Annotated in this window: 25 protein-coding genes; 13 read left to right on the top strand and 12 right to left on the bottom strand. The window is 62.1% G+C overall.

Translation table 11 applies throughout. The features are described from left to right. Positions 1-73 precede the first annotated feature (73 nt). From M3484_RS20450 to M3484_RS20440, 3 genes are all read right to left on the bottom strand, one after another. Positions 74-1,303 (bottom strand): type II toxin-antitoxin system HipA family toxin, encoded by a 1,230-nt coding sequence (locus M3484_RS20450; RefSeq protein ID WP_249499009.1) that lies wholly within the window; start codon positions 1,301-1,303, stop codon positions 74-76. Further along, positions 1,303-1,665, bottom strand: a complete 363-nt coding sequence (locus M3484_RS20445; protein WP_249499008.1) for a helix-turn-helix domain-containing protein — start codon at positions 1,663-1,665, stop codon at positions 1,303-1,305. Before M3484_RS20445 ends, M3484_RS20450 begins: the two co-directional genes overlap by 1 nt. Before the next feature lie 109 nt (positions 1,666-1,774). After that, complete coding sequence (locus tag M3484_RS20440; protein WP_249499007.1) at positions 1,775-2,014, bottom strand: WGR domain-containing protein; 240 nt, start codon at positions 2,012-2,014, stop codon at positions 1,775-1,777. 208 nt (positions 2,015-2,222) lie between these two features. Here M3484_RS20440 and M3484_RS20435 point away from each other — a divergent pair, with 208 nt between their 5' ends. Both M3484_RS20435 and M3484_RS20430 read left to right on the top strand, forming a co-directional pair. Further along, a complete protein-coding gene (locus M3484_RS20435; protein ID WP_249499006.1) occupies positions 2,223-2,516 on the top strand; it encodes a type II toxin-antitoxin system TacA family antitoxin in 294 nt (97 codons plus the stop codon). Next, positions 2,513-3,013 carry a GNAT family N-acetyltransferase gene (locus tag M3484_RS20430; protein WP_249499005.1) on the top strand — a complete coding sequence of 167 codons (501 nt, stop codon included), beginning with the start codon at positions 2,513-2,515 and terminating at the stop codon, positions 3,011-3,013. Before M3484_RS20435 ends, M3484_RS20430 begins: the two co-directional genes overlap by 4 nt. Positions 3,014-3,478: 465 nt before the next feature. Here M3484_RS20430 and scpB read toward each other — a convergent pair whose 3' ends face one another. From scpB to M3484_RS20410, 4 genes are all read right to left on the bottom strand, one after another. Continuing rightward, positions 3,479-4,114: an SMC-Scp complex subunit ScpB gene (gene scpB, locus M3484_RS20425; protein ID WP_249499004.1), complete on the bottom strand. Its 636-nt coding sequence runs from the start codon at positions 4,112-4,114 to the stop codon at positions 3,479-3,481. A gap of 2 nt (positions 4,115-4,116) precedes the next feature. Beyond that, the gene (locus M3484_RS20420; RefSeq protein ID WP_283258526.1) at positions 4,117-5,034 is read right to left on the bottom strand and encodes a DUF1403 family protein; all 918 of its coding nucleotides are present in this window, start codon (positions 5,032-5,034) and stop codon (positions 4,117-4,119) included. A 136-nt stretch (positions 5,035-5,170) separates the two neighbouring features. After that, a complete protein-coding gene (locus M3484_RS20415) occupies positions 5,171-6,403 on the bottom strand; it encodes a type II toxin-antitoxin system HipA family toxin (protein ID WP_249499002.1) in 1,233 nt (410 codons plus the stop codon). Then, entirely contained in the window at positions 6,403-6,714 is a 312-nt protein-coding gene (locus M3484_RS20410) for a helix-turn-helix domain-containing protein (protein ID WP_249499001.1), read from the bottom strand. Before M3484_RS20410 ends, M3484_RS20415 begins: the two co-directional genes overlap by 1 nt. Before the next feature lie 391 nt (positions 6,715-7,105). Between M3484_RS20410 and repA the strand changes: the two genes are divergently transcribed. The 3 genes from repA (at position 7,106) to repC (ending at position 10,636) form a co-directional block, all read left to right on the top strand. Next, complete coding sequence (gene repA / locus M3484_RS20405; protein WP_249499000.1) at positions 7,106-8,299, top strand: plasmid partitioning protein RepA; 1,194 nt, start codon at positions 7,106-7,108, stop codon at positions 8,297-8,299. Further along, a complete protein-coding gene (gene repB, locus M3484_RS20400; protein WP_249498999.1) occupies positions 8,241-9,215 on the top strand; it encodes a plasmid partitioning protein RepB in 975 nt (324 codons plus the stop codon). The genes repA and repB overlap by 59 nt, the downstream gene beginning before the upstream one ends. A gap of 248 nt (positions 9,216-9,463) precedes the next feature. After that, positions 9,464-10,636: a plasmid replication protein RepC gene (repC, locus tag M3484_RS20395; RefSeq protein WP_249498998.1), complete on the top strand. Its 1,173-nt coding sequence runs from the start codon at positions 9,464-9,466 to the stop codon at positions 10,634-10,636. 179 nt (positions 10,637-10,815) lie between these two features. Here the strand turns inward: repC and M3484_RS20390 are convergent, their stop codons facing one another. From M3484_RS20390 to M3484_RS20380, 3 genes are read right to left on the bottom strand one after another with little or no spacing between them, the layout of a single operon-like run. Further along, on the bottom strand, positions 10,816-14,079 hold the full coding sequence (locus M3484_RS20390) for an error-prone DNA polymerase (RefSeq protein WP_249498997.1): 3,264 nt from the start codon (positions 14,077-14,079) through the stop codon (positions 10,816-10,818). Further along, positions 14,076-15,587, bottom strand: a complete 1,512-nt coding sequence (locus tag M3484_RS20385; protein ID WP_249498996.1) for a Y-family DNA polymerase — start codon at positions 15,585-15,587, stop codon at positions 14,076-14,078. Before M3484_RS20385 ends, M3484_RS20390 begins: the two co-directional genes overlap by 4 nt. Beyond that, complete coding sequence (locus tag M3484_RS20380) at positions 15,502-16,263, bottom strand: ImuA family protein (RefSeq protein WP_249498995.1); 762 nt, start codon at positions 16,261-16,263, stop codon at positions 15,502-15,504. Before M3484_RS20380 ends, M3484_RS20385 begins: the two co-directional genes overlap by 86 nt. 88 nt (positions 16,264-16,351) lie before the next feature. On the opposite strand from M3484_RS20380, the gene M3484_RS20375 reads away from it, so the two are divergent. The 3 genes from M3484_RS20375 (at position 16,352) to M3484_RS20365 (ending at position 18,962) form a co-directional block, all read left to right on the top strand. Continuing rightward, entirely contained in the window at positions 16,352-17,077 is a 726-nt protein-coding gene (locus M3484_RS20375) for an SOS response-associated peptidase (protein WP_349306284.1), read from the top strand. Between the two features lie 184 nt (positions 17,078-17,261). Continuing rightward, a complete protein-coding gene (locus M3484_RS20370; protein WP_249498993.1) occupies positions 17,262-18,461 on the top strand; it encodes a hypothetical protein in 1,200 nt (399 codons plus the stop codon). A 198-nt stretch (positions 18,462-18,659) separates the two neighbouring features. Continuing rightward, entirely contained in the window at positions 18,660-18,962 is a 303-nt protein-coding gene (locus M3484_RS20365) for a hypothetical protein (protein ID WP_249498992.1), read from the top strand. Here the strand turns inward: M3484_RS20365 and M3484_RS20360 are convergent. Next, positions 18,952-19,230 carry an HU family DNA-binding protein gene (locus M3484_RS20360; RefSeq protein ID WP_249498991.1) on the bottom strand — a complete coding sequence of 93 codons (279 nt, stop codon included), beginning with the start codon at positions 19,228-19,230 and terminating at the stop codon, positions 18,952-18,954. The genes M3484_RS20365 and M3484_RS20360 overlap by 11 nt on opposite strands. A 50-nt stretch (positions 19,231-19,280) precedes the next feature. Beyond that, a complete protein-coding gene (locus M3484_RS20355) occupies positions 19,281-19,826 on the bottom strand; it encodes a hypothetical protein (RefSeq protein WP_249498990.1) in 546 nt (181 codons plus the stop codon). Between the two features lie 373 nt (positions 19,827-20,199). Between M3484_RS20355 and M3484_RS20350 the strand changes: the two genes are divergently transcribed. The 5 genes from M3484_RS20350 to M3484_RS20330 all read left to right on the top strand — a co-directional run bounded on the left by M3484_RS20350 (position 20,200) and on the right by M3484_RS20330 (position 25,392). After that, entirely contained in the window at positions 20,200-22,371 is a 2,172-nt protein-coding gene (locus tag M3484_RS20350; protein WP_249498989.1) for a ParB/RepB/Spo0J family partition protein, read from the top strand. Between the two features lie 102 nt (positions 22,372-22,473). Then, positions 22,474-22,950: a UCP036055 family protein gene (locus M3484_RS20345; protein ID WP_249498988.1), complete on the top strand. Its 477-nt coding sequence runs from the start codon at positions 22,474-22,476 to the stop codon at positions 22,948-22,950. Between the two features lie 171 nt (positions 22,951-23,121). Continuing rightward, on the top strand, positions 23,122-23,673 hold the full coding sequence (locus M3484_RS20340) for a hypothetical protein (protein WP_249498987.1): 552 nt from the start codon (positions 23,122-23,124) through the stop codon (positions 23,671-23,673). Between the two features lie 374 nt (positions 23,674-24,047). Further along, positions 24,048-24,503: a DUF6878 family protein gene (locus tag M3484_RS20335; protein WP_249498986.1), complete on the top strand. Its 456-nt coding sequence runs from the start codon at positions 24,048-24,050 to the stop codon at positions 24,501-24,503. 7 nt (positions 24,504-24,510) lie between these two features. After that, the gene (locus M3484_RS20330; RefSeq protein ID WP_249498985.1) at positions 24,511-25,392 is read left to right on the top strand and encodes a DUF7007 domain-containing protein; all 882 of its coding nucleotides are present in this window, start codon (positions 24,511-24,513) and stop codon (positions 25,390-25,392) included. Positions 25,393-25,621: the final 229 nt, after the last annotated feature.

Here is a 25,621-nt window from a genome sequence, read left to right as displayed (position 1 = left end):
CAATTGCGGCCGATGTAAATGATTGGCAGCGAGACGGGCGGGCACTTTCGATAGAGATTAATGCACCCACCCGTCACGGGGCCAGCTGCAGCGCCGTCTCCATTTGCTCATGTTCGAATGCAGCAGCATAGGCGGTAGCAGCGGCACCCCTGACGCCCTGGCTCTGGAAGAACCCTCGCCACTGTGCCGAAATCCCATCGGCAAGGTCACGCGCCAGTTGACGTGCTTCGTCCTGCGAAATCTCGAAGAACGGGGCTGCTTCGATGGCGGCCACGACCGAGGGCTCGAAACCGCTCAGCGGGCTGATCCCGGTTTCCATCTGCGGCTGACACCGCGCTTGCGCATTGATGTCAAAGGCAGGAGCCAGCCGCCACCGATTGTCCCGGACATAGAGAAATCCGTGGTTCTTCAGGTGATCATCGGTGTTGTTCACGAGGATCGAGAACACCATCCGCCGCCAGAGCTCGCGCAGATCAGCCAGCGCATCGACCGAGATCTCACGGATCACATCGGCGATGTCAGTATAATAGCCGGGTGTAACGCCCTGCACCTGCAGCGCCGTTCGCGCCGACATGTAGGGAATGCGGCCTTGCCCCCGCCGATCAAAGCGCCGGATCAGCGCCACCGGCGCCTCGCTGCGCGGCAGGGCCAGCTCTGCCACCGCCGTATTCAGCCCGAGCGCGCGGCCGAGGTTGAGGATCGCCGCCTCGGCGCGCTCCACCGGCCAGGTATCCCCCGCGGCCGTGAACTTCGCGATCCAGAGCTGATCGCCGTCAATCACATTCGCCTTGGGCCGTGCGCCCCCCAATGAGCCCCCTGCCCCGGCCAGGATGCGTGCTTCCTCGGCCGCCCCAAGCGGGTCACGCTCATAGCGGGCGGCAATCGCGCGGATTTCCTCGATGTCCAACCGGCGCGGTACCGGATCGGTCATCTGGGACAGCGGCTCCATCCGCTCATCCAGAAACCGCAGCGCGCCCTGCCGGGTGACATCATCCGAGCGCACCAGATACTCGAACTCGGACAGCCCTTCGCCAAGCGTGCGCGCCATCAACCGTCGCCCCCAGCTGTCCGGTGCTGCGTCCGCGAAAGCACCCGGCAACGCATCGCGCGTGTCAGCCTGACCGCTGGCATGGATCGGACCAGGACCGAGCGGCAAGCCCGGGGCCAGAGCAAACGCCTGAGGATTGCGCAACCAGCCGGGGCTATAGATGAAAGTCGAATGCTGGCGGCGGCCATCGCTTTCGAAATGCAGCAGCCCGACCTCGATCTTCTGCTCCCCAAGCGCGACAATGGCTTCCGGCATCAGAACGCCGTCCCTTCGTCGCTGTCCTGGCCGATGGCAGGCAGGGTGGCGGTGCCCGTGATCGGCTTGCGGGTCCGGCCGATCCGTTTGGGCAGATTGGCATGGTCAATCATCAACCCGGTGTCGTCACTGGCAGGATCCAGCAATCGTTCCAGCCGCGGCAGCTCGCCAAGCGCCAGCAGCGCCATGGCGAGCGTTTCGAGCCGGGTGCCGGGCTCGCCCTTTTCCAGCCGGATTACCGTGCCCTCGGCCACGCCGATCCGCGCCGCGAAATCCTTCACCGGGATGCGGCGCTTCTTGCGGGCGACCTGTATATCCTGCCCCAACTGGCGCAGAACCTTTTCAACACGGAGGGACGACATCCTTCACTTCTCTATGTTATGGAATTTGTATCCATAGCATCAAAATATGGATGTTTAAATGCCGAATGCGGGCACGACTGTAGGAGCGCGGCGTCCGAGCGTAACGCCGTCAGCCAGCTTCCACACGATAGCCACGCCGCTGTTTTGCCATGACCAGCTTCGTCAGAGCCGCCTGCGCCTCCTCCGCATGATCGAAGGTCTCAAGCATCACGCGGCCCGGTCCACCAATGCGTCCCCAACGTCGCACCACCGAAACCCCGCCAAACAGGGTCGGCTGAATTTCCGCCGCATAGAAGCGCCGCATGTTGCGCTCCGGGTCGATCCGCTGAAGGTGAACGGGCTCATCCATGGAGGGATCATCGCATTTTTGCCCTCACCGCGTCCAACAACGGTTTGGAATCCTGGTGCCCGGGATGATTCAGAACCGTGATATGAGCGCCGTTCCCTAGTGGCGAGCGAAGAACGCCTTGCCTCTGGCAGCCGGCTGCCATCGCGCCAGCTGTAATGACATTGACACTACAGAGATCATGCCCATATTGATCGCGCAAGGAGATCGCATGATGCCCGCACCGGACACCCCAATCAGCAAGCGCGAGGTTCTGAACCTCAGGATCCGCCCCGAAGACCGCAACCTGATTGACCGGGCGGCGCAGGCACGCGGGAAAAACCGGACAGACTTCGTGCTGGACGCTGCTCGTGCAGCCGCCGAGGACGCTCTGCTGGATCGCGCGATCATCTTGGTCTCGCCCGAGGCCTATGCGGCCTTCATGTCGCGCCTCGATGCGCAGCCGGCACCGAATGACCAGCTTCGGAAGACCATGAACACACCTCCCCCCTGGGACAAGGCGTGAGCCTTTCCGCGCCTGAGCCGCTGACCACCGATCACGACCTTACCCGGTTCAGTTCCGGGGAAGAGGCGCTTGATCACTGGCTTCGGCGCCGCGCTCTTGCCAATCAGGCGTCCAGCGCATCGCGGACATTTGTCGTATGTGAGGAGCGTAGGGTTGTCGCCTATTACGCTCTCGCCTTCAGCGCGGTCACGGCGACCGATACACCCGGTCGGTTTCGGCGCAATATGCCCGATCCGATCCCCGTCGTGGTGCTCGGCCGACTGGCCGTGGATCTGGCTTTCCAGTCCAAGGGCCTCGGTCGCGCCCTGATCCGGGATGCCGCATATCGTGTGCTTCAGGCCGCAGACCTGATCGGCATTCGCGGCCTTATGGTTCATGCGCTCAACGAGGGCGCCCGGGAATTCTACGAAAGGCTCGGCTTTGATCCCTCACCGCTAGATGCGATGACGCTGATGATAAGCCTGACAGACCTCCAGGCGGCAACCAACGCGAGCTGATCGTGGTCAGCAGTTTTTGGGCCGTGATTTATAGACGTAGACTCTATAGCTCACGAACACGCCTTTCCGTGAGCTATAGGATTCCTGCCGCGGCGCCGTCCCAACGGCCTTGGGCGATATGCGCGTGCCAAGGATTGTTCGCGGCAGGGCGGGCTCTGCACCAATAGCTGGGCGGCTCAACGAACCCGCAAGCAGGTAGCCAGACCGCCAAGCCGGTCATATCGCGAGATTTTCCAGCCTCCGAACGAGAAAGCCCGCCGCAAACGCGGCGGGCTTTCTGCAGATCTTAAGACGATGAGGGAAGGCATATTCCCGCGAACCTCAAAGCCTTGCCTGCCAAAGGTAGGTCACTTTGGCCTTCAGGTCCACATCGCGGTACCCAAACAACCCCATGCCAACACGCTTTACAGCCCTTCTCGCCCGCCGACCTCGAACGGGCTGAAAGCATTAGGTCTGGAAGGGAGGTCACTCGCCTTCACCCGCGATCGGCAGATCCAGCGCGATGTCAGCCGCCGGCTTCAACAGCCCGGCATCTTCCAGCGCCTCGAGGTCCGGCAGATCGCGCAGGGTTTCCAGACCGAACTGCACCAGAAACCCCGGCGTGGTGACATAGGTGTAGGGCGCACCTGGCTCGGGGCTGCGCGGACCGCGAGCGATCAGCGCCTGTCGGTGCAGACGGGCGATCAGGTCGCGGCTGACCTCACGACCGGTCAGGCGCGAGATCGTGCCGCGGGTCACCGGCTGCATATAGGCGATGATGGTCAGGACGAGAGCTTCGTTTTGCGTCAGATCGCGTGCAGCTTCACCCTCGCCGCTCGCGGCACGGATCGCAGCAGCATGTTGCGGCCTCGTGCGGAACTGCCAGCTCCCCGCAATGCGCGCGATCTCATAAGGACGCCCCGCGAGTTCGGCAGAGATATCCTCGATCAGCAGATCGAGCGCGCAGCCCCGACCGACCACTCGCGCCAACACGTCGCGGCCCACCGGTTCAGAGGCGGCAAAAAGCACCGCCTCAACCCGCGCCATCCACTCGCGCCAGCGCAGGGCTTGCGGCAGATCGGCCAGTTCGGTGTCCAGCGGTTCTGATGATTTCCGGGCCATCGTCACAACCCGTAAAGCCGGAAGGTCGGCCGCCCGGTCAGTTCGCGCACCAGCCCGAGGGACGTCAGGCGATCAAACAGCCGCCGCGCGGCGCGATCACTGGCCTCGGCCCCGGCCTGAGCGGTCAGAGCATCCTCGGTCAGTAAGGCGGCAATGATGGCAGCGGTGTCCTTTCCCGGTCGCCGCAGATGTGCCGCGCGAAGAGCCGTGGCGCGGCGGGTCAGATCGACGTGAAGATCGAAGGCGGCAACTGCCCCCCTGCCCCAGGCCGCAGCACAGGCCGCAAGCCATGCCTCGCCCTCCAGTCGGAAGGCCGTGCGCGGCAGATGCGCTGCGAGCAGCGGCACTGGCCGATCCCAGCCGAGCGCCCGAGCCAGAAGCGCATCGGCCAGCCAGAGAGCAAGGCCGCGCCAGGCCGGACCGAGAGCGAGAACCTCCCGCGCCGCCTCCGCCGCAAACCGCAAGGGCGGGGTACGGCCAACAAAGCGCGCGCCGAGGTCGCGCAAAATCTCGGCACCCGGCTCAAGCGGCAGATCGAAAAAGCCGGGCAGGCGCGCAGGCCAGTCGGGTGATCTCAGCGCCCGCGCCTCGCCCAAGGCACGCCAGCCAAGCAGCATCCGCCCGGCGGGGCCGGGATCATCGCCGGACCTGCGCAGAGCGAAAGCATCACGCAGCTGCGCTTCGCCCTCCCGGCGCCCTTCCAGCTGGGAAACTGCTGCGGCCGCAGAGAGGGCGAGGCGCTTGCGCCACAGAATGCCCACCGGATCGTCGAACCGGGCAATCAGATCCAACGCAGCGAGCGCCGCACCGGCAGAAAACATCACCGTTTCAATATCATCACGCCCCACACCCTGCCGAATCCATCGCGGCAGGACCGGAGAGCTTGGGAGCGTCGGAGGCGGTTTCGGGGCACGGGACATGCCGGAACACTAGCAATTATCGGCGTTTTATGCCAGATATGATCCCATTATCCGCCGCGCTTGTCATTCTTTCATAATGTCCAATAAGGTTGCATTATCAGACTTTCTTTTGTGTTCCGGACCAAAGAGCTGTGATCTAAGCCCAACTCCGGGCCGTCTGGATTTCCCGCCCGATCTGAGCGCGCAGCCGATCCGGCACACCGAAATCACGCGCAACTTCGCCCCATTCATCCAAGGCCGCATCCACCGCCTCGATGATCGCGTTGCGGCGGGCAGGTTTGATGCCGGAAAGCCGCGCGACCTCGAAGATCGCTTTGACCCCCGGTCTGCGCCCTTCGCCCGCGACCGCCAGCGAATGCTCACCCCCGGGCCCGTCCGAGAACGAAACATCATAGGCAGGAGCAAGCGACCACCGACCCGCAGCATCCATCAAATAGGCATGGTTGCGCACATGGTCATCGCGGTTGAACGCGCGGATATTGAAGACCATGCGGCGGAAAACTTCTTCGACCTCGGTCATACCGCCACCTATGGCGCGGGCGATCTTGATCAGATCCACATAATCAACCGCGCCATGCACCATGCCGATATCGAGCATACCCGCAACGGTTGCCATATGCAGCCTCCCCTGCCCCGGCCGATCAAACCGCTCTGTCGCGAAGAAGGCCTCTGACGCACCGGCAAGCGCGAACATCGGGCTGGTCGTGATCCCTGCGTGCCGCATGAGCCGGCCATATGCGATCTCAGCCTCAACAACTCCATGCGGATCCGATGAGGCACGCCCTTTAATCAGCACATGACACCAGCCCGGGCCAGGATCCGCACGGTGATCCCTGAGCGACCGCATATCCTCATGCAACTGAGCCACAAACTTGGGGCGTGCACCCTGACTGCCGCCCGAGATAACCCGCAAACGCGACAGATCTTCAGCCGAGGCGCCTGCACCGACCTGCGGAATGATCTCCTCGAACCATGCCAGGTCAAGCGCGCCAATCGGGTCTCGGTCGGTGTCCGGCTGGTAGGTCAAGGCCCCTGCACCGTGGCGGCCCACATAGGCAAGACGCTCCAGATCACCGATCCCGGCCCTGCTGATACCACGCGCCTCCATCTCACGGTCAAGAAGCAGCCGTCCCCAACCATCGGGAAGGCTGTCTTCAAAGAGACCCGGCAGCGTTGCACCGCGAGCCTTGTTTGCTTCCAGAAGGGTGTAGTAATTCCGTTCAATCAACGGGCTGATGTGCAGCGGATTGCCAGCGAACCCCTTGTTCCATTCGAACACGACGGTGCGGCTGGCCTCGTCGCGGCCAAGTCGGCCAAGCGCCACGGGATCGGCGCCCGCGCCAAAATCAAGGTGCACGTTGAGCCGCATTATACTGCCTTCACCTTAGACACGCGTTTCCGGGCCTGACGGGCGTCAAGGTCATCAAGCGAATTCGGACCTGGAAGCGGGAACAGGGCAGAAAACTCAACCAAAGCGTTCAGCGATTCCGCCACGGCCAGCACTGTCGCCAAAGTAGCCGGCCCACCCGCCTCGAAACGGCGCAGTGTGGCGATGGCCACACCCGACCGCACGCTGAGATCGGTCTGTGTCATGTTCAGCGCAATCCGGCGCGCCCGCGCGGCTACCGCAACATCGGCCAGCATCTCTGCGGCAGTTTTAAGGTGTGACAGATAACTCATCGCCTCTTCCCTTCGCGAGTCTTTCACAGGACTATTAGAATGACATAACTACATATCATTTATGATTGATAAAATCCATATTTTTGCTATAGGTGATCATATATGATATCCAAAGGGCAATGGCGAACGGTCAAGCTGTGCTCGTGCACCATCTTTCGGTTTCCATAGCCAGCCGGATAGCACGGCCCGAAGTTCGTGGCTGCACCCAGGCCTTGAGTGGGTGGACAAGCTCTACCGCGCAAGACTGTACATACGTGCTCACCCATGGTGTTCATGCGCCGAATGTCCGCAATATCTAGAAACTACTTGATCGAATCTATTTGTCGGGGCAATAGTCTCGAAAAATAACGCGCGGTGCAGAAAAAATCGCGACCACGATTAGGCAGTAAAAATGAGCGAGACGGACAACGACCTCGACGTCGCAATCGGTCGCTACGCGGAGCTACTCGCGTCGAACCTTCATGCGCAACGCGCGGCACATTTCCCGCCAGACGCAAAGAAGACCATGCGCCATCTTACTAGCGGCGAGGCGGCCGAACTTCTGGGCGTGGATCACACCTACCTGCGCAAACTGCATCGGGACGGCAAAGTCCCCGAAGTGGAGCTGACCTCCGGCAGCCACCGACGCTACACGCTTGAAGATGTCTGGGAGATCCGCAAGAATCTCGATGCGGGGGCTAGGAAGCCCGGAACATACCTCCCAGGCCGCCGCGAAGGTGATGACCTTCAGGTCATCTCAGTTGTGAACTTCAAAGGCGGATCAGGCAAAACCACCACTTCGGCGCATCTCGCGCAGCGCTTTGCGCTCAAGGGATATCGGGTGCTGGCGATCGACCTTGATCCCCAAGCATCTTTCTCTGCCCTTCACGGCATCCAACCAGAGATCGACCTGAATGAGGGCGGGACGCTTTATGATGCAGTGCGCTACGATGACCCGGTTCCGATCACCGATGTGATCCGTAAAACCTATATCAAGGGTCTCGATCTGATCCCCGGCAATCTTGAACTGATGGAGTTCGAGCATGAAACCCCCGCTGCGATCCAGCGTGGCGGCGCAAGGGCCTTCTTTGCCCGCGTTCGCGATGCACTCGACGCAGTTGAGGCCGACTATGATGTCGTGGTCATCGACTGCCCGCCACAGCTCGGCTTTCTGACAATGTCCGCCCTCTCGGCTTCGTCAGGGGTGCTGGTAACCGTTCACCCGCAGATGCTTGATCTGATGTCGATGTCGCAGTTTCTGCGAATGACGGCAGATTTGCTTGGCGTGATCCGGGATGCGGGCGCGAACCTGCGATTCGACTGGCTGCGCTTCCTACCGACGCGTTACAAGGTCGGAGATGCACCCCAGACCGAGGTGATTGCTTTCATCCGCGGGCTTTTCGGCAGGTCTGTGCTGACCAATCATATGGTAGAATCGACAGCAATTTCCGACGCAGGCCTGACGAAACAGACCCTTTATGAGGCCGACCGCAAGGAATTCACCCGGCAAACCTTCGACCGGGCCATCGAGTCGATGAACGCCGTGAATGATGAAATCGCCGTCATCGTGCAGGAAACCTGGGGGCGTCATGTCAAGAAAGCCTAAGCTCGGACTGCCGCTGCAGACATTACGCAACGCGCCCGACGCCCTGGAGGGGCGCCGACTGCGTGGCGGTGTGCAAGATATCGAAACTGACCTCATCGATACCGCCGGACGACTATCAGACCGGCTGGCGCTTGAGGCAGATGGTCTGGCCGAGTCAATCCGGGCCAGCGGGCAACGCGTTCCGATTCTGGTTCGACCAATCAGTGACGGGCGCTATGGACTGATCTACGGTCGACGCCGGCTTGAGGCATGCCGCATCCTTGGCATCAGGGTTCGGGCGATCGTGACCGAGACGGATGACCGCCATGCCCTGCAAGACCAGCTGATCGAGAACCAGGATCGCCGTGACCTGAGTTTCATCGAGCGGGCACTTGTCGCCACCGCCCTGCTCGATGGCGATCATTTTTCCGACGGCGAGCGGACCAATCGGGCCGTGGCCGAAATTCTCGGGCTAACCGAGGCAGGCGTCTCGCAGCTGTTAAGCGTCGCGCGAACCGTTGGCGAGGGTCTGATCCTTGCAATCGGACCTGCTCCGGGAATTGGTCGCCCGAGATGGGAGGAGCTGAAGAAGTCCCTCTCGGACTCTCAGGCTGACCCTGCAGCTTTGATCGAAGTCGCAGAGCGGGTGAGATCGCTGGATGCTCCCGCCCCGGATGGCCGTTCCGATGCCGCGTTTTCTGCCACGCTCGCTGCGGCGAAGCGATTGAACGCCGCACCTGTGGGCATGCATCCGCCGGTTCCCGACGGCTTGTTGACCATCGCGGGCGTCGGCTCTGCACGGATCAAAACCGGCCAACGTGGCCGGCGGCTCCGGCTCGACCTCGACGCAGAAGACAAGACATTCGTCGCCTGGCTGGAGGCCCGTGCCCCCGAGCTGATCGCAGAACTTCACGAGCGTTGGCGCTTGGAAGACTGACCTCGCAAACGGGATCAGAAGACTGAGGCAGAGCAACTTAACAAGAAAAGGAGGCACGAGACAGGCAGATAGAAAAAAGGCCCCGCGAAGCCGGCAAGCTTCACGAGACCTTTCCTACGTTTCGCATTGGGGGCCAACCCCGCTACAAAACCAGTTTTCGCACCTCTGAATGTAGCGTTCAGCCCTCATACCCGCAAGCGCAAAGCGATTCGCGGGACGGAGTTCTTTTGCCTTCGTGATTTTCAAACATGTCCTACATGCCCATTTCGCCGTTTATGCGGCCGATTTCTCATACCCATCTGAAGGTGATCGAGACGCGGGCTACCCCCCTGCCCTACTCGGTCAACAAATGGAAAGTGCTGCGGGACCTGTCGAAGGCCCAGGCCGCCTTTGGTATCAACGTGCGAGATCTCACCGTCCTCCAAGCTCTTCTGAGCTTTCACCCCGAAGATGACATCGGGGGCGCTCCGACAATCGTCTTCCCGTCGAACAAAACCATCTGTGAGCGCCTGCATGGGATGCCCTGCTCAACCATGCGTCGGCATCTTGGGCGATTGATTGATGCCGGTCTGATCAGCCGCAAGGACAGCCCTACGGGCAAGCGTTACTTGCGCAAAGGCCGGGAAGGTGAAACGGCGTTCGGCTTTGATCTCTGCCCCTTGAACCGGGAGGCCGATCAAATCGCCAAGGCAGCCGATGAGGCACGGGAAGCGGAAAGCCAGATCAGGCACAAACGTGAAGCTATCAGCCTGATGCGCCGGGACATTAATGCGCTCATTGCGCTTGGCCGAAGCGAGGTGCCCGCGCTTAGCCTGTGGGACAGACTGGAGGATGCTGTAGCCCTCACCGGCAGAACACTTCGCCGCAAGCTTCCGGCAGCAGAGCTGGAGCATTTGATAGCCGACTACACAGCGATGATTTCTGAAGCGCAAGGCGTACTTTCGCCTCCTCCTGCAGTCGATTTGGACACCGATGATGCTCAAAATGAGCAGCGCCATCTTAGTTCAAATAAAGAATATCAAGAATCTGAATTGGACGAATGTATCGAGGCACCTCGCCAACCCCATGCGATAAGAAATGATGCTGAGAAAGCACTCCGCTTGCCTCTGAGCCTCGTTACAAGCGTTTGCCACAGCCTCAGAAGTTTTTATCCTCAGAAAGTTAACAGCTGGAATGAGCTGTTCAACGCAGCTTCAGATTTACGTCCGGCAATGGGTGTCAGTATGCACGCCTGGCAGGAAGCCACCGCCAAAATGGGTAAGGACATTGCTGCAGTCACCCTAGTAGCAATGCTTGAGCGGTTTTCGGAGATCAGAAATCCGAGCGGATATCTTCGGGCTTTGGCCGTCAAAGCAACGCAAAATACATTCTCCCCTGCCCCGATGATCATGGCGCTATGCCGAGAACGGAAAGCGGCTTAACAGCTGTTAAGGTCACTAAGTGGATCCACGATCAGACCTGATCACGGCCTTAACAGCTGTTAAGTTTAAGCCTGAGCAACCTTCGAGGCCGGTTTTTCCATTGTGGAGCATGGCGTTACGCCGGTTGTCTCGCTTCACGGCTGTTACAAATTTCCCGCTTTGCACTGATAGGGATAACCTCACCTGAAATCCCTTGTCTTCACCCGGATGCTGTCGAGATGCAGATCGCGGATATACATGTCTCGGGTCTTCATGGCGGTTGCCGTGCGCGGATCCGGCGCGGGTGTGCCGTGATGGAACTCATCCCCGCGACCATGGGGCAGCGGGAAGGCGGCATCTCTCTGACCAACGCTGGCCAGCGCGGCGGAGAGATCCGTCAGCCCATAGGCAACATGGTGAACCACTTCACCCTCGCGCTGCACCCGACCTCGCACCGAGACCATGCTTGCGCCCAGGATGATCCGGCGATTTGCCTCGAAGACCTTTGGCCAGACCACCAAGTTGGCGATGCCGGTTTCGTCCTCAAGGGTGATGAACATGACCCCCTTTGCCGATCCGGGCCGCTGGCGCACCAGCACCAGCCCGGCCACTTCGCACCAGCGCCGGTCGCGCAGTGACATGGCATCAGAACAGGTGACGATCCGGCGCCTGCTCAGTTCTTCACGCAGGAAGGCAACCGGATGGCGGCGCAGCGACAGGCCGGTATGGCTGTAATCCTCGACAACCTCGCGGCCCGCCGCCATCGGGCGCAGGCTGACCTCGGGCTCGATCACCTCGCGTCGGGTTTTGTCGGGATCGGCCGCTGCGGCGAAGAGGGGCAGTTCGGTGTCGGACAGACCTTTGATCGCCCAGAGCGCCTCGCGGCGGGCAAGGCCAAATGCGGGGCGGAAGCCATCTGCTTCGGCGATGCGGGTCAGGCTTGCCACCGGCACCTCTGCCCTGCGCCACAGATCCTCGATCGAGGTGAATGGATCCTCCGCGCGGGCAAGGGTAATGGCGGCGGCATGGATATTGGCCAGACCCTTTACCATGCGCAGACCCAGCCTGACCGCGAACAGCCTCTCGTTTGCCGTGGGTTCCAGCGTGCAATCCCAGCGGGAGGCATTGATGCAGACCGGGCGGATCTCGACGCCATGGTCGATGGCATCCCGCACGATCTGGGCCGGCGCGTAAAAGCCCATGGGCTGGCTGTTCAGCAAGGCCGCGCAGAAAGCGTCCGGGTGCCAGCATTTGAGCCAGGCTGAGGCATAGGCGACCAGGGCGAAGCTGGCTGCGTGGCTTTCCGGGAAGCCGTAGCTGCCAAAGCCCTCAAGCTGTTTGAAGGTGCGTTCGGCGAAGCTCGCTTCATAGCCACGGTCGACCATGCCGTTGATCAGCTTGTCCCGGAACGCAGAGACCCCGCCGGTAAACTTGAAGGTGGCCATGCTCTTGCGCAGCATATCCGCCTCACCCGGGGTGAAGCCAGCGCATTCAATGGCAACCCGCATCGCCTGTTCCTGGAAGAGCGGCACACCCAGCGTCTTGCCCAGCACCGCCTTCAGTTCCGGCTTCGGGTATTCCACTTCCTCCTGCCCGGCGCGGCGGCGCAGATAGGGATGGACCATATCGCCCTGGATCGGTCCGGGGCGCACAATGGCGACCTGAATGACGAGGTCGTAGAAGGCGCGCGGCTGCAGCCTTGGCAGCATGGCCATCTGCGCCCGGCTCTCGATCTGGAAGGTGCCGAGCGTGTCTGCCTTGCGTATCATCGCATAGGTGCGCGGATCTTCGGCCGGGATGGTCGCGAGATCATGGCTGATGCCCTTATGCTCCGCGATCAGAGACAGGCCCTTGGCCATGCAGGTCAGCATGCCGAGCGCCAGCACATCCACCTTCATGAACTTCAGCGCGTCGATGTCATCCTTGTCCCATTCGATGATCTGGCGTTCTGCCATGGCGGCGGGTTCAATCGGGACCAGATCGTCCAGCCGGTCATGGGTCAGGACAAACCCGCCGGGATGCTGGCTGAGGTGGCGCGGCGTGCCCATCAGCTGGTGGGCCAGCTGCAGGGTCAGGCGCAGGCGGCGATCGGCCGGGTTCAGGTTCAGTTCGCGCAGCTGGCTGTCCGTGACACCCTGCTCCGACCAGGCCCAGAGCAGACCCGAAAGCGCGGTGATCAGATCCTCCGGCAGGCCCATCGCCTTGCCAACATCGCGCAAAGCGCCCTTGGCGCGGTAGCGGATCACCGTGGCGGTCAGCGCGGCATGGTCACGGCCATAGGTCTTGTAGATCCACTGGATCACCTCCTCGCGCCGTTCATGCTCGAAGTCGACATCGATATCGGGCGGTTCGCGGCGTTCCTCAGAGATGAAGCGCTCGAACAGAAGGTCATTGCGCTCCGGATCAATGGCGGTGATGCCGAGCACATAGCAGACCGCCGAATTGGCGGCTGAGCCGCGGCCCTGACAGAGGATGCCCTGCGAGCGCGCATAGCGGACGATGTTGTTGACCGTCAGGAAGTAAGGTGCATATTCCAGCCGGCCGATCAGGGTAAGCTCGTGGTTCAGCGCCGTCCTGGTCTTGTCGGGAATGCCCTCCGGATATCTCGCTTCCGCGCCCTCCCAGGTCAGCCGCACCAGCGTGTCCTGCGCGTTCAGGGCCGGGGCGTCGCGCTCTTCGGGGTATTGATAGCACAGCTCCTCCAGCGAGAAGCGGCAGCGCCCGGCGATCTCTGCCGTTCGGGCAAGGGCTTCCGGATAGCGGGAGAACAGGCGTCGCATCTCCTCCGGCGGCTTCAGATAGCGATCCGCATGGCGCTCTCGCCGGAACCCGAGCGCGTCGATGGTGGTATTGTGCCGGATCGCGGTGACCACATCCTGCAGGATGCGGCGGCCCGGCTCATGGAACAGCACATCATTGGTGATGACCGTTGGCACCCGCATTTGCGCGGCAAGGGTTGACAGCTGGTGCAGGCGCAGCTGGTCATTCGGGCGTCTGCGCAGGGTCAGCGCCAGATAGGCCCGGTCCGCGAAGAGCCCCTGCAGCCGCCTCAGGCGCAATCCGCAGATGTCATCGGCCTGATCCGGGATCAGAACCGCGATCTGCCCCTCGGCATAGGGGGCCAGATCGGCCCAGTCCAGATGGCAGCCGCCCTTGCCCGCGCGCGCCTTGCCGAGGCTGAGGAGGCGGCAGAGCCGCGCATAGGCCGCGCGATCTGTCGGATAGACCAGCAGCGCCATGCCGCAGGCCAGCTCCAGGCGGCAGCCGATGATCAGCCTGACCCCGGTGGTCTTTGCCGCCTCATGCGCCCGCACGATCCCGGCCAGAGAGTTCCGATCCGTGATGGCCAATGCCGCCATCCCCATGACTGCGGCGGTGGCAAACAGCTCCTCTGCCGAGGAAGCGCCGCGCAGGAAAGAGAACTGCGAGGTCACCTGTAACTCGACATATCCCGGACCGCTCATCCGAAGATTCCATGCAGAAACCAGCGATGCGAGCCGGTCGCCGCGTTCTCGCCATCACCGGCGCGGAAGATCCAGTAGCGCTCGCCGGTATCATCCTCGATGCGGAAGTAATCGCGCACCGCGATCATCTCTGCATCCCGTGTCCACCATTCGCCGAAGATCCGCTCCGGCCCATCGGCGCGGCGCACACGGCGGCGCACCCCGCGCCAGGCGATCCAATTCGGCGGGTGGTCGGGCAGGAGGGCCATGGTCTCGATGGGCTCAGGCCGAGCCAACAGACGGGCAGGGCGGGGCCAGTGGTCCGGCCAGCCCGCGCCGGTCTCCTCCGACAGGGGCGCGATGCGTCGCACGGATCTCTCCGGCACATCGCTGGGCATCGGCGCCATGCGGTAGACGGCGCGGGCGCCGACCCGGTTTGCCAGAACATCGACCAGCCCGGAGAGATCCGGAGCGGTGGGCTCCAGCAGGCTGCTCGCCTGCCGGGGCGCCAGTGGCTCGGTCAGCGTGGCGGTCAGGGTCATGATCTCGATCCCGAACCCGGGATCAATGGTCTCGATCTTGTCGCACAGCAGCCGCGTCAGGCGCTTCACATCCCGCTGTGGGGCCGCGAGGCCAATCCGCACCGTCTGGGCGTGGCTGTCGACGCGGGCACAGATCAGATCCATCCGGCGCAGGCCGAGGCCCTTCTCCTCCAGCGCCAGGCAGAGCTGTGCGACCAGCTTGCCGATATAGCGGGCGATGGTCTCGGCCGCCCCAATGGGTTCGGCAAAGGCACGCCGCACCTCAATCACGCCCGCCGGTCGCAGGGCCTCAATCGGCTCTGCGACCGCGCCGAGGGCCTGATCGATGCGCCGACACAGCTCGGGGCCAAAGCGGCGCGTCAGCGGTGCCCGGGGCTGACCCAGCAGATCGCCGATCCGCAGGAAGCCAAGATCGCGCAGGCCGCCTGAGACCGTCGCAGGCAGGCGCAGCGCCTCCAGCGGCAGCGGCGTCAGCAGGTCAGTCCCGCTGGTGATCAGGGTCGGTCGCGCGGCATGCCGGGCCAGCGCATGGGCCGCGCCCCAGGTATCGGCGATGGCGGCGCGCGCGCTGACGCCCGAGAGGGTGAGGCGGCCAATCAATGTCTCCAGCATCACCGCCTCCCCACCATGCAGGTGATCGGCGCCGCTCGACTCGATCACGATGCCATCGGGCGGGTCGACCGCGACAATCGGGGCAATGCGTTGCAGCACCCAGAAGGCCAGCCGTTCAAGGCTGGCAAGATCCGCCACCGGGTCCGCGCGCTCGATCACCAGATCCGGCACCAGCGCCTGCGCTTTTGTCACCGGCATGCCCTGCTTCAGCCCAAGGGCTGCTGCGGCCGCATCCACCGCCGTGAGCAGCCGCCGGTTGCCCACACGGCCCGCAATGACCAGGGGCGCCTCAGCGGAAGGCGCTGCGGCGCCCGCCCAGCGTCTGATCCGATCGGTCGGCCAGAGGGGCAGGAAGACCGAGATGACCCGTGCCATCACATGCCTCCAGTTCGATATCGAGACTCTCGCCCGCCCGGGCGCGGATCAGTTCAATGAGCCAGCGCGCCCGGCCAACGCCCGGCACCGGCAACGGCGCGGAGGGCAGGACCGAGACGCGCCAGCGCGTCATGGCCGCAGTCGGTTGCCCAAAATCCACCGCATCCGCAGGACGCCGCCAGCGCCGCAGGGCGATGCCGGTGGTCCCAGACCCTTTGGCGGCCAGATGCAGGCGCCGCGAGGCGGTCATCGACAGCCGCGCCACATCCGCCACCACTGCCGCGAGGCCCCCATGGCGCAGGCCTTCCTCCATGCAGGCCAGCACGCTGGTGTCATCGCCTGCCTCGACATAGATCACCCGGTCCGGCGGCAGACCTGCTTGTTCCAGCCCTGGCGCGAAGAGATCGGCCTGGGTCACGCACCAGAGCACCGATCCGGGCAGCCGCGCGGCAATGCCTGCCGCAAAGCAGGCCGCGGCTGCACCATCGACCGCGCCATTGCCGCCGCCCGCCACCTCATGCAGGCAGCCGATCGCCAGACCGCCCTTCGGCAGGCGGCGGTCAAGCGCGGCCACATGAAACGGCAGCACCGCCGATGGCGGCGCGCCATCGCCCTCAAGCGCCGAGACCTTCCGGCGCAGCGCATCAAGAGCTGAGGTGGAGGCACGCGATGCCATCGAGCTTTAGGATTCCATGAGGTGGGGAACGAAATATGTTCCTTCTTTGTTCACGTCAGGTCTGTGAGTCAATCTGATCCATGATAATGTGATCGGACGGGCCGGCCAGCAGGCCGCACCACCGGGTTTGGGAGCAACCGACTTGTGCAATCTTTACAATGTGAAGACCAATCAGCAGGCGATCCGCGATATCACGGATGTGATGATCGAGAGCATCGGCAATCTTGAGCCCGAGATCGCTGTTTACCCGGATCGCCCCGCGCCGGTGGTGCGGAATACCGGCAAGGGCCGCGAGCTGGCCCGACTCACCTGGGGCATGCCCACGCCGCCGCAGTTCCTGAAATCCCCCGATGCGCCTGACACCGGTGTGACCAACATTCGCAACACCGCCAGCCCACACTGGCGCCGCTGGTTGGGGGTCGAGCACCGCTGCCTCGTCCCGGCCGCCGCCTTCTCGGAATATGGGCAGACCCCTGATCCGGTCACGAAGCGCAAACCGCTGCATTGGTTCGCCCTGGATGAGAGCCAGCCGCTCTTCTTCTTTGCCGGGATCTGGACGCCCTGGCAGGGCACCCGCGGGTCGATGAAGACACCGAGGGCAGGGAATCATGAGCTCTTTGCGTTCCTGACCTGCGCGCCGAACGCGGAGGTCGGGACTGTTCACCCCAAGGCCATGCCGGTGATCCTCACCACGAAGGATGAGATTGAGATGTGGATGACGGCGGATTGGGCGTGGGCGAGAGGGCTGCAGAGGCCACTGCCGGATGGCGCTTTGCGGGAGATTGCTGCGCCCAATCCGCCCTCCGCACTCTGAGCCAGGGCGCAGGAAATATACCTAGAGGGGCTTCAGGGTCTCGCGGGGACGGGGGTAATGACGCGTGAGTTGAGCGCCAGGGCGGATGTTTCGCGAGACAATGGGAAGAGCGAGAGGAGGGGAAGGGGAGGGCGGCGGGTTCTGGCCGGAAGAGAGGCTTCCGGGGCTCGCCGGGAGAATGGTCATGACACAGATCGAGGTTCTGGAACCGGCGCGCCCGGTGCGCCGCGGCGGCTACAAAGTCGATGTGAGCCGCGGAGAGCGAAATGGACGCATCTCGTCTGAATGGTTCAGCCGACCCGACGATGAGCGGTATCTTTCGCTGGATGACCTCTGGGCCTCGGTCAAGGCCAGGTCGGACCGCAGCCGCACACGTATCGTCGAGACGGCGCGGATCCATGTCGATGCCAGCCGCGACAATGCAGAGCGGCTTCAACTGATCCTTCCGAGGGCCGATGCCCCTGTCGTGCCAACCCATTGGGCCTTCGGGCAGCTCGCCAGCATGGTCGGGGCGCCGGCTTCTTATCTGCGGCAACTGCCTGCGCCATTGGCCGGTATCAACTTGCAATACGGGCTCGCCAGCAATCGGGTCGAGCAGATCAAGACTCTCGAGACCGAAGACGGGCGTATTGAACTCAGAGCCGCCACCGGACCCGACTATGGCCGGATCTACGATCACGAACTGGTCGAGGCGGTGCAGCGCATTGCCGGAAATGGTACCGGAGACACCCGTTGGAAAGTGCCTGGCACCCTGGATTGGTCGACCGGGGTCTATAACCCGGATGTTGATATCACCCGTGACACGACCACGCTCTATGCCTCGGATCGTGACGTCTTTCTGTTCCTCGTCGACGATCACAACCCGATCGAGGCAGGCAAGCTCCCAGATGGATCGCCCGACCTCTATTTTCGGGGCTTTTACTGCTGGAATTCCGAGGTTGGGGCGAAGACACTCGGGATAGCTAGTTTCTACCTGAGAGCTGTATGCCAGAACCGGAACATTTGGGGACAGGAAGAATTCCAGGAGATTACGATCCGGCATTCCAAACATGCGGCATCTCGCTTTGCACATGAGGCGGCACCGGCCCTGACGCGCTTCGCTAACTCCTCACCGTCCGGCTTCATCAACGGCATCAAGGCTGCGCGGCAGCAAATCGTCGCCCGGACCGAAGAAGACCGTGAGACCTTCCTGCGTAAACGCGGCTTCTCCAAAGCTGAGACGGGAAAAATCATCGAGACGGTGCTGAAAGAGGAGGGCCATCCTCCGGCGAGTATCTTTGATTTTGTGCAGGGGATCACGCGCCTCGCGCGGGAGAAGACCCAGCAGGACGCGCGTCTTGATCTCGAGAGCAAGGCCAAGAAGCTGCTCGACCGCGTTGGCTGACAACCGGCTTTTCTGACAGTAGCCGGCGATGTAGCCCGCTCTTCACGCAGCGCATTGGCTATGCTGCGTGCGTTGTGGCCTTCAGACCGGCTCTTCAGCGGTGCCGCTCCAAGCGGGGGGGCAGGGGGGCTGGTCTTTATCCCATGAGGACCACACCACCAGACTTGTCACGAAAAGCTGGAAGCCGCCGTCCACGCTGTGTTCGAGGCGCTCGGCCTATCGGTCGAGCCCAACATGAACTTTGCCTGTCGGCTCAACGATCTGATCGCCCAGGAGTTTCAGTTCACCTTGTCGGGTGATGATGCGGATGTCTGCAAGGCCGACGCATGTTCCCTGGTGGAGGCGGAAATCCAGGAAGCGGCGTCTGGTCGCTTCCATTCTCAGGGTCCGATTGCTGCCCAGGTAGATTTCCCCGTGCACTGTGCGAAACCGCCGTTCTCGTTCCGGCGACCGTTTCCTGTCGGTTCAGGAGATCCCGTGAGGTTGTCGCTCAGGTATTGAGGGCGTCCTTCATGGCTTTGGCCGGTGTGAAGGTGACCTTCTTCGGCGCAGCGATGGTGACTGTCTCGCCGGTCGCAGGATTGCGGCCTTCGCGTTCCGCGGTTTCCTTCACCTTGAATTTCCCGAAACCCGGGATCGAGGTTTCTTCCCCGGCGCCAGCGGCTTCCGCCACGGCCCTGAACACTGCCTCGACAGCGGATTTCGCCTGAGCCTTGGTCAGTCCATGTTCCTCAGAGAGTTTAGCGGCAATATCTGCAATGCTGGCCATTCGGATTTCCTCAAAATGTTCGGTTGGCAAAATGTCTGATACATCGGGCCTCAGGAATCCAGGAGGAAACGCGATCGGCTAATGTTCTGACCATCGGCAGTGCCTTCTGCAGCTTCCAGTCTCTGCTCAGTTTGCTCGGGTTCGGGCACAGCCGCGCCCTGCTCCCGGATAAGATCCATCGTCTTTCGGCATGCCGGATCTGCCGATTGCAGAGGATCGTTGGCGCTGCATCTCAGCATATCAATGCTGCGCTGATCTGCGTGATGTGGGTCATGCAGCATGATCGCCCCTACAGGACTGTGGCTCTGCATGAACATTTCCAGCCAGGCGCCAAGATAGTCGGCGTCATTGGTGAAAGCCGAACTGGCAGCCTCGAGCGCGTAAACCAGGATCTGTGGCGTGGGGGAGGGGGGTGCCACGGGCACAAATGGACCAAACTCATGGCGTGTCACCAGCCAGCGCAAGGTGATGTCGGTGGCGCGGCGCAAGGCATCTGGAAGATCATCGGCAGATCGGGGTTTAATCGGAAGGCGCGCGGTATCGAGGCAACGCCATTGACTGGTGTCCTCGGAGTAAAATGCAAGCAGGTAGCGCATTGTGATGATGCCCGTATTTTTTCATTGTCGCTGGGGCCTTAGGCCCGATGCTGACTTAGGGAGGCACCCTTTTGCTCGCAAGGTCAGGTATAGGAGGATGGGCGGCAACCCGCCCGGCAAAAACGTGGTCCAGCGCCGGTCCCGCGCATGGCGAACTCGCGTTTCGCACCCGTTCGTATTGCCAGCCCTTTGCGTGACCGAACAGCCATTCCTGCGCGCCCGACTTCAGTCATTCTGGTTGCGGGCGCTGCGATCAATGGCGGCAGTACGGCCTGCGGTGTTGGCGCTGTGAGAGAAAGAGGGGGGAGGGGGGTTCTGCGGCGGGTTTGAGGATCGGGAGAGCGGCTCCCGGCGCCCGTCGTGGAGAAGACAGATGGCGAAAGCTGTTCAGAAGATCACCCTCTCGCGCTCGCGTGACATCCCCTTCGAGAAGCTGGTCCTCAGCCAGTCCAACGTCCGCAAAATCAAGGCGGACATTTCCATTGAGGAACTCGCAGAGGACATCGCACGCCGCGGCCTGCTTCAAAGCCTCAATGTGCGTCCGGTCCTTGATGCCGAAGGCGCTGATACCGGGATGTTCGACGTCCCCGCCGGCGGTCGTCGCTATCAGGCTTTGGCCCTGCTGGTGAAACAAAAGCGCCTTGCGAAGGACGCGCCGGTGCCCTGCATACTGCGCGAAGGTGTGAGCGATATCCTTGCCGAGGATGACTCGCTGGCCGAAAACACGCAACGCGCGGCTCTGCATCCGCTTGATCAGTTCCGCGCCTTCCAGACCCTGCGCGAAAAGGGGCAGACGGAGGAACAGATCGCGGCCGCGTTTTTCGTTCCTGCCTCTGTGGTGAAACAACGTCTGAAGCTGGTTTCTGTCGCGCCGGACCTGCTTGAAATTTATGCCGCTGACGAGATGACGCTCGAACAGCTGATGGCTTTCACAGTATCTGCTGACCATGAGCGCCAGATCCAGGTCTGGAACGCGGTGAAGGATTCCTGGCAGCGCGAACCCCACAACATCCGCCGCAAGCTGACCGAGACCTCGGTGCGATGCAGCGACCGCCGGGTCCGCTTCGTTGGTATTGAGGCCTACGAACTCGCCGGAGGGACGCGAAGCCGCGACCTATTCGAGGATGACAATGGGGGCTGGATTGATGATGTCGGCCTGATCGACAGCCTCGTGAACGCGAAGCTGAAGGCCGAGGCCGAAGCCATCGCATCAGAGGGCTGGAAATGGGTCAAAGCCGATGTCAGCTTTGAATATGGCCATACATTCAGCTTGCGTCGCGCCCCGGCCGAGCGGGTGGAACTGACAGATGAGGAGCGGGCTGCCCGCGAGGCGCTGCGCAGCGAATATGATGCGCTTGAGGCCGAATATGCCGAGGCCGGAGATTATCCGGACGAGATTTCTGTACGTTTTGGTGAAATCGAGACTGCTCTCGCGGGGTTTGAAAACCGCCCCGAAACCTTTGACCCTGCCGATATCCGACGGGCGGGCGCTTTCATCAGTATTGCGCTTGATGGGACGCTGGATATCCAGCGCGGCTATATCAGGCCGGAAGACGAAATTGCCGACGCCGAAGAAGCCGGGCACGGTGAGGATGCCGGGCCCGACAGTGACAGACCCTGCCATGGTGATCATCGCGACGATGCTGGTGAAGATGAGCGCCGGATTGCGGGCTCGGTGGTGACCATCGGCGGTGAAACATCCGAGCAGGAGGAAGACGAAGGCGAGGCCGTCAAGCCGTTGCCGGATCGGCTGCTCTCGGAACTGACCGCCTACCGGACGGTGGCCTTGCAGGATGCTGTGGCGCGCAATCCGCATGTGGCAATGACTGCGCTTGTGCACAAGCTTGTCTGCGACCTGTTCCGGGCGTCGCCGGGCCGGGTTCTGGAGGCATCGGTCACAACCGTTCACCCCGCCGTCCAGCCGGATGACCTGAAATCCTTCCCGCCTGCGCTGTCGATTGCGGAACGCCATACGGCCTGGCAGGAAGATATCCCGCAGGATGATGATGATACGCTCTGGGTATGGATTGCCGGTCTCGATGAGGCAAGTCGACTGGCGCTGCTCGCACATTGCGTTTCATTCGGGATCAACGCCTTGCACGAAAAGCCGAACCCTTACAGTGGTCACGGGCTGAGCGAGCACGCGTTGAGCCGCCGAATGGCAGAGGCAGAGCGGCTGGCCCTCTCAACCGATCTCGACATGTTCGAAGCTGGCTGGGAGCCGACGGCCGATAACTACCTTGGCCGTGTCACCAAGCCCCGGATTCTCGAAGCCGTTCGGGAAGCAAAGGGCGAGGCTGCGGCCCAGATGATCGATCACCTGAAAAAAGGGGACATGGCGTCTGAGGCCGCCCGACTGATCAGGGGAACTGGCTGGCTTCCGGAAATCTTCCGGACCCACAGCGATGAGGAACCAGCCGCGCAAGAGGCTGGCGTCGAGATTGTGGAGGTCGAGGATCTGCCTGCTTTCCTTGCAGATGAAGCCTTAGGGCCGACGGCGCAGCCTGATGGTGCTCACGCCGATGACCTGATCGCGGCCGAGTGATCCCCAAAGAGGTCCGCGGCTGTCGCGACCTCTATCCCTTTCCAAACCTCTATCGCGCGGCCTGAGGTTCTCCCCGGGTCGCGCCTCTTCATGGAGAGACACATGTCCGCAGAACAGATTTTTACTCGCGCCCCATTGGGAGCTCTGATCCGCTACAGCGATGGCAAGCCGCGCCCACCCGCCCGTTTTACGAAGAAGCTCGCCTCATGGCAGCGCAACAACGGGATTGGCCGATTGGTTCGGAAAGAACCCGGTCGGGCCGGGGGGAGCGGCCATGATATCCCGGCTTCGATCACGCTGCATGAGGGTGATTACTCGTCGGCAGGGGTAATCCTCGTTGTAATGCACCGGACCTATTCGGTCACCGGAGAGCTGAAGTTTGAAATCGCTGATCTGCCGCGCCCGGGCATGGTTCGCGTTGTTCAGATTTTTGGGGACACCACCGAGCTTTTGCACCTGGCTGAGAATATGGAAGCAGCTGAACTCTGGCTTGGGAAGAACCCCTACAGCCTCGCCCGCTTTGAGGTGGTTGGTGAGGAAATTCCGCCGGGGTCTGATCAGATCGCCGTTGCAGCCTGACGGCTGGCATGGATGTGCCAATCCTGCGCGCCTGCCGTTTCGGCAGGCGCGTATTCTTGTTTGCCCGGGCACCGGATTCGGCGTCAGGAGAGCCAGGGGAGGGGAGGGGGAAGCGTGCCGGATGGAGGTGCGAGGGAGTGGCTCTCGCGGGTCCGGCCTGGAGCTTCCGTCATGACCGTTGCGTTCAATCTGACCGAATTCGCTTTGCCGCCGCGCGTGGTTGTCGGTGATATCAGCATTGCGCGGCCAGGCCCGCTGACCGTCACCTGCATTGGTGAGGTCAGGCACATGGAAGATGATCCGGCCCTTGGCCCCTGGTGGCAGCAGAAAACCGTGACGCTCGGGCGTTGTGCATCCATTGCCGAGGCGATCAGCTTCATCTCGCTCGCCGTGGCGCGCGGCGATATTGCGATGGAGGAAGGCGAAGCACTGGATTTCGCGCCCATCCTGTTTGTCATTCTGGACCGAGACAAGAGGCTTGTTCTTGCGGGCGAGATGAGCGGTGCGGACGTTGAGTGGTGCGATCCCGTTGCCAGTGACGGGGAGGCGCGCCAGGTTGTCGAGGCAGCGAGCCGCATCCGCGCCGAGGCGAGTTATGAGGCAGGATGGGATAATTTCAGTACCGCCAAGGGGCTGCGCCACAAGGCGAGTGTGCTTGAAGGCAGGCTGGTTGATCACGCCTGGCGCGAGGAAGTGCGTCGAATTTTGCGGGAGGGAACATGAGAGCGGGTAAAACGGAGTTGGAGTTGCTCCAGCTCGCGCCGATAAGGCGGGTTGGGACGATGGGACCCTGCTCAGCCTTATTTGCGACTGGCTCGATACAAAGGATCTCGGCCTTGAATTGCACGGCGATCTTGTCGCGCTGGCTGATCGGGAGACCGGCGAGAAAGGCAATGGCTGAGGCCTTCGCCTGAAGCCGCAGGAGAAGGTAGCCGGACAATCGCCCCCAGGCCCGCCCGGCTGCGGACAGGAGCGCGGCATCCCGGGGCCCACGGCTGACAAGGCGGTCAGGAGAGGAAGAGGGCAGGGCGGGGAGGTGAACCGGAGGGCTTAGAGAGAGCCACGGTTTTTGCCCTTCACCCAGACGGAGAGTTCCTTTGCCCGACATCATCCTGCAGTGCGAGCAAATACTGCTGCGAAAACCTCAGATCGACACTCATGCCTTGCGCCAAGCCGCCGCTCTGGAGGCGACGGGTGAGGTCAGTGTCGCGATCAACAAACAGGCGGTATTTGATGCCCTGACTGCTGCGGGCATTACACATGCGGCTGTCGAATTCGATAATATCGGCATTCATGCCCATATCCTGAGCGTCGATGTCTTCGACGGAGTTGTTGCGATCAGCATGCCATCAACAGTGGTCGCCATTACTTCGTGTCACCCGGAAGGCCGCAGGTGCATTTCTTCGATGGGGCTTGCGGATGCCATCATGTATCTCGCCAGTTCCCTCCTCGCAGGCGCGATTGTGGGGCTGGAGGATCAGGATTGCTCCCGCTGCACATTCTGTTTTGACGCAGTGGCCCGCACCATCCAGATCGACTTCGATGCGGGGTGATGGGGGCATGAACATCATTATTCCAATTGATGCCGGTCGACCGCTCTCTCACATTCCCGTAGTCGAATTTGGCCGTAGTTTGGACGGTTTGCTGGTCGCCCGGGTGGGCGACAAGGCTTTTGCAATGGTTGCGGCCAGAGATGGCCATCATTTCCTCGCAACGGGCTGGCGTTTGCAACTCCCTCTGACAGGTTGGGTCCGTTCGGATTTCTTTGGCAATTCTGGAAGTGTCGCCGACGAGGCCGCGTTCCGGGCTTTGGTCGGTGAAGAGGCAGATCATCAGCGCGAAGTTGCGGGCCTGGATCGGCGGGATGTACATATCCATGCCAGCACTCCCTGGGGCGCTTCGCAGTGCGCCACTCTTTATGCTGAGGGCGTGGTGTTCCACTCGACGGCCAGTCATGGCGGGTTCCATCTCTCTGCCGACCGCAACAGGGGCGTTCATGCAACGCTGCGAAATCCCGCAGGCTGGTATGAAGAGGACTGCGTCTGGGCGGCCGTCGCGCAGGCATGGCCTGACCTGTTCACCGGCCGCGAGCGCTGCCAGGCGGATGGCACCTTGCGGAACTACTGGCCCGAGGCATGGGAAGCGATCCACCGCCGCAAGCTGCTGCCCGGGGAATCCAGCGAACGGGACCGTCAGGAGTTTGAGCGGGTGCATGCGGATGATTGGATCGTGATATCTGCCATTCGATCTGACCATTTTCCGGGTTTCACCGAAGTCATTGCCACGCGCGGTGGGACGCGCGGTCCAGATGCGGATCAGCGACGCTTTCTCGTGCCAGCGGCAGAATACCGCGCCGGGGCATTCGGCTTCGTTATCGACGAGCCTCGGCATGCGGCTTTTGATGGTCCATCGAGCTTTGTCGGCTGGAGAGCCAAAAGCTGAGCTAAATGTAGCGAAATCCCTGCTCTTGAGGTTTCTCACACAGCCGAGCCACGGCAGTTGCAATTGATGCCACCCAGGCGCCATGGCCAGACCACCGCGAGTCCATGGTGATTTTCCAGGCACCTTCCGAGCACAGACGATTACGGCCCCAGCCTTCGGGAGGGGCCTTTTCTTACTCTCCCTCCCGCTCCCAGAGCCAGAGGAGGGCCGGAAGGGCTTTGGGGCCCGT

The sequence above is a fragment of the Pseudomonas sp. GX19020 genome (genome assembly GCF_023371075.1).
Classification (GTDB): Bacteria; Pseudomonadota; Alphaproteobacteria; order Rhodobacterales; family Rhodobacteraceae; genus Pseudogemmobacter.
Note: the sequence above shows the minus strand (reverse complement) of the source record. Positions and strands in the feature narration are given on the sequence as shown.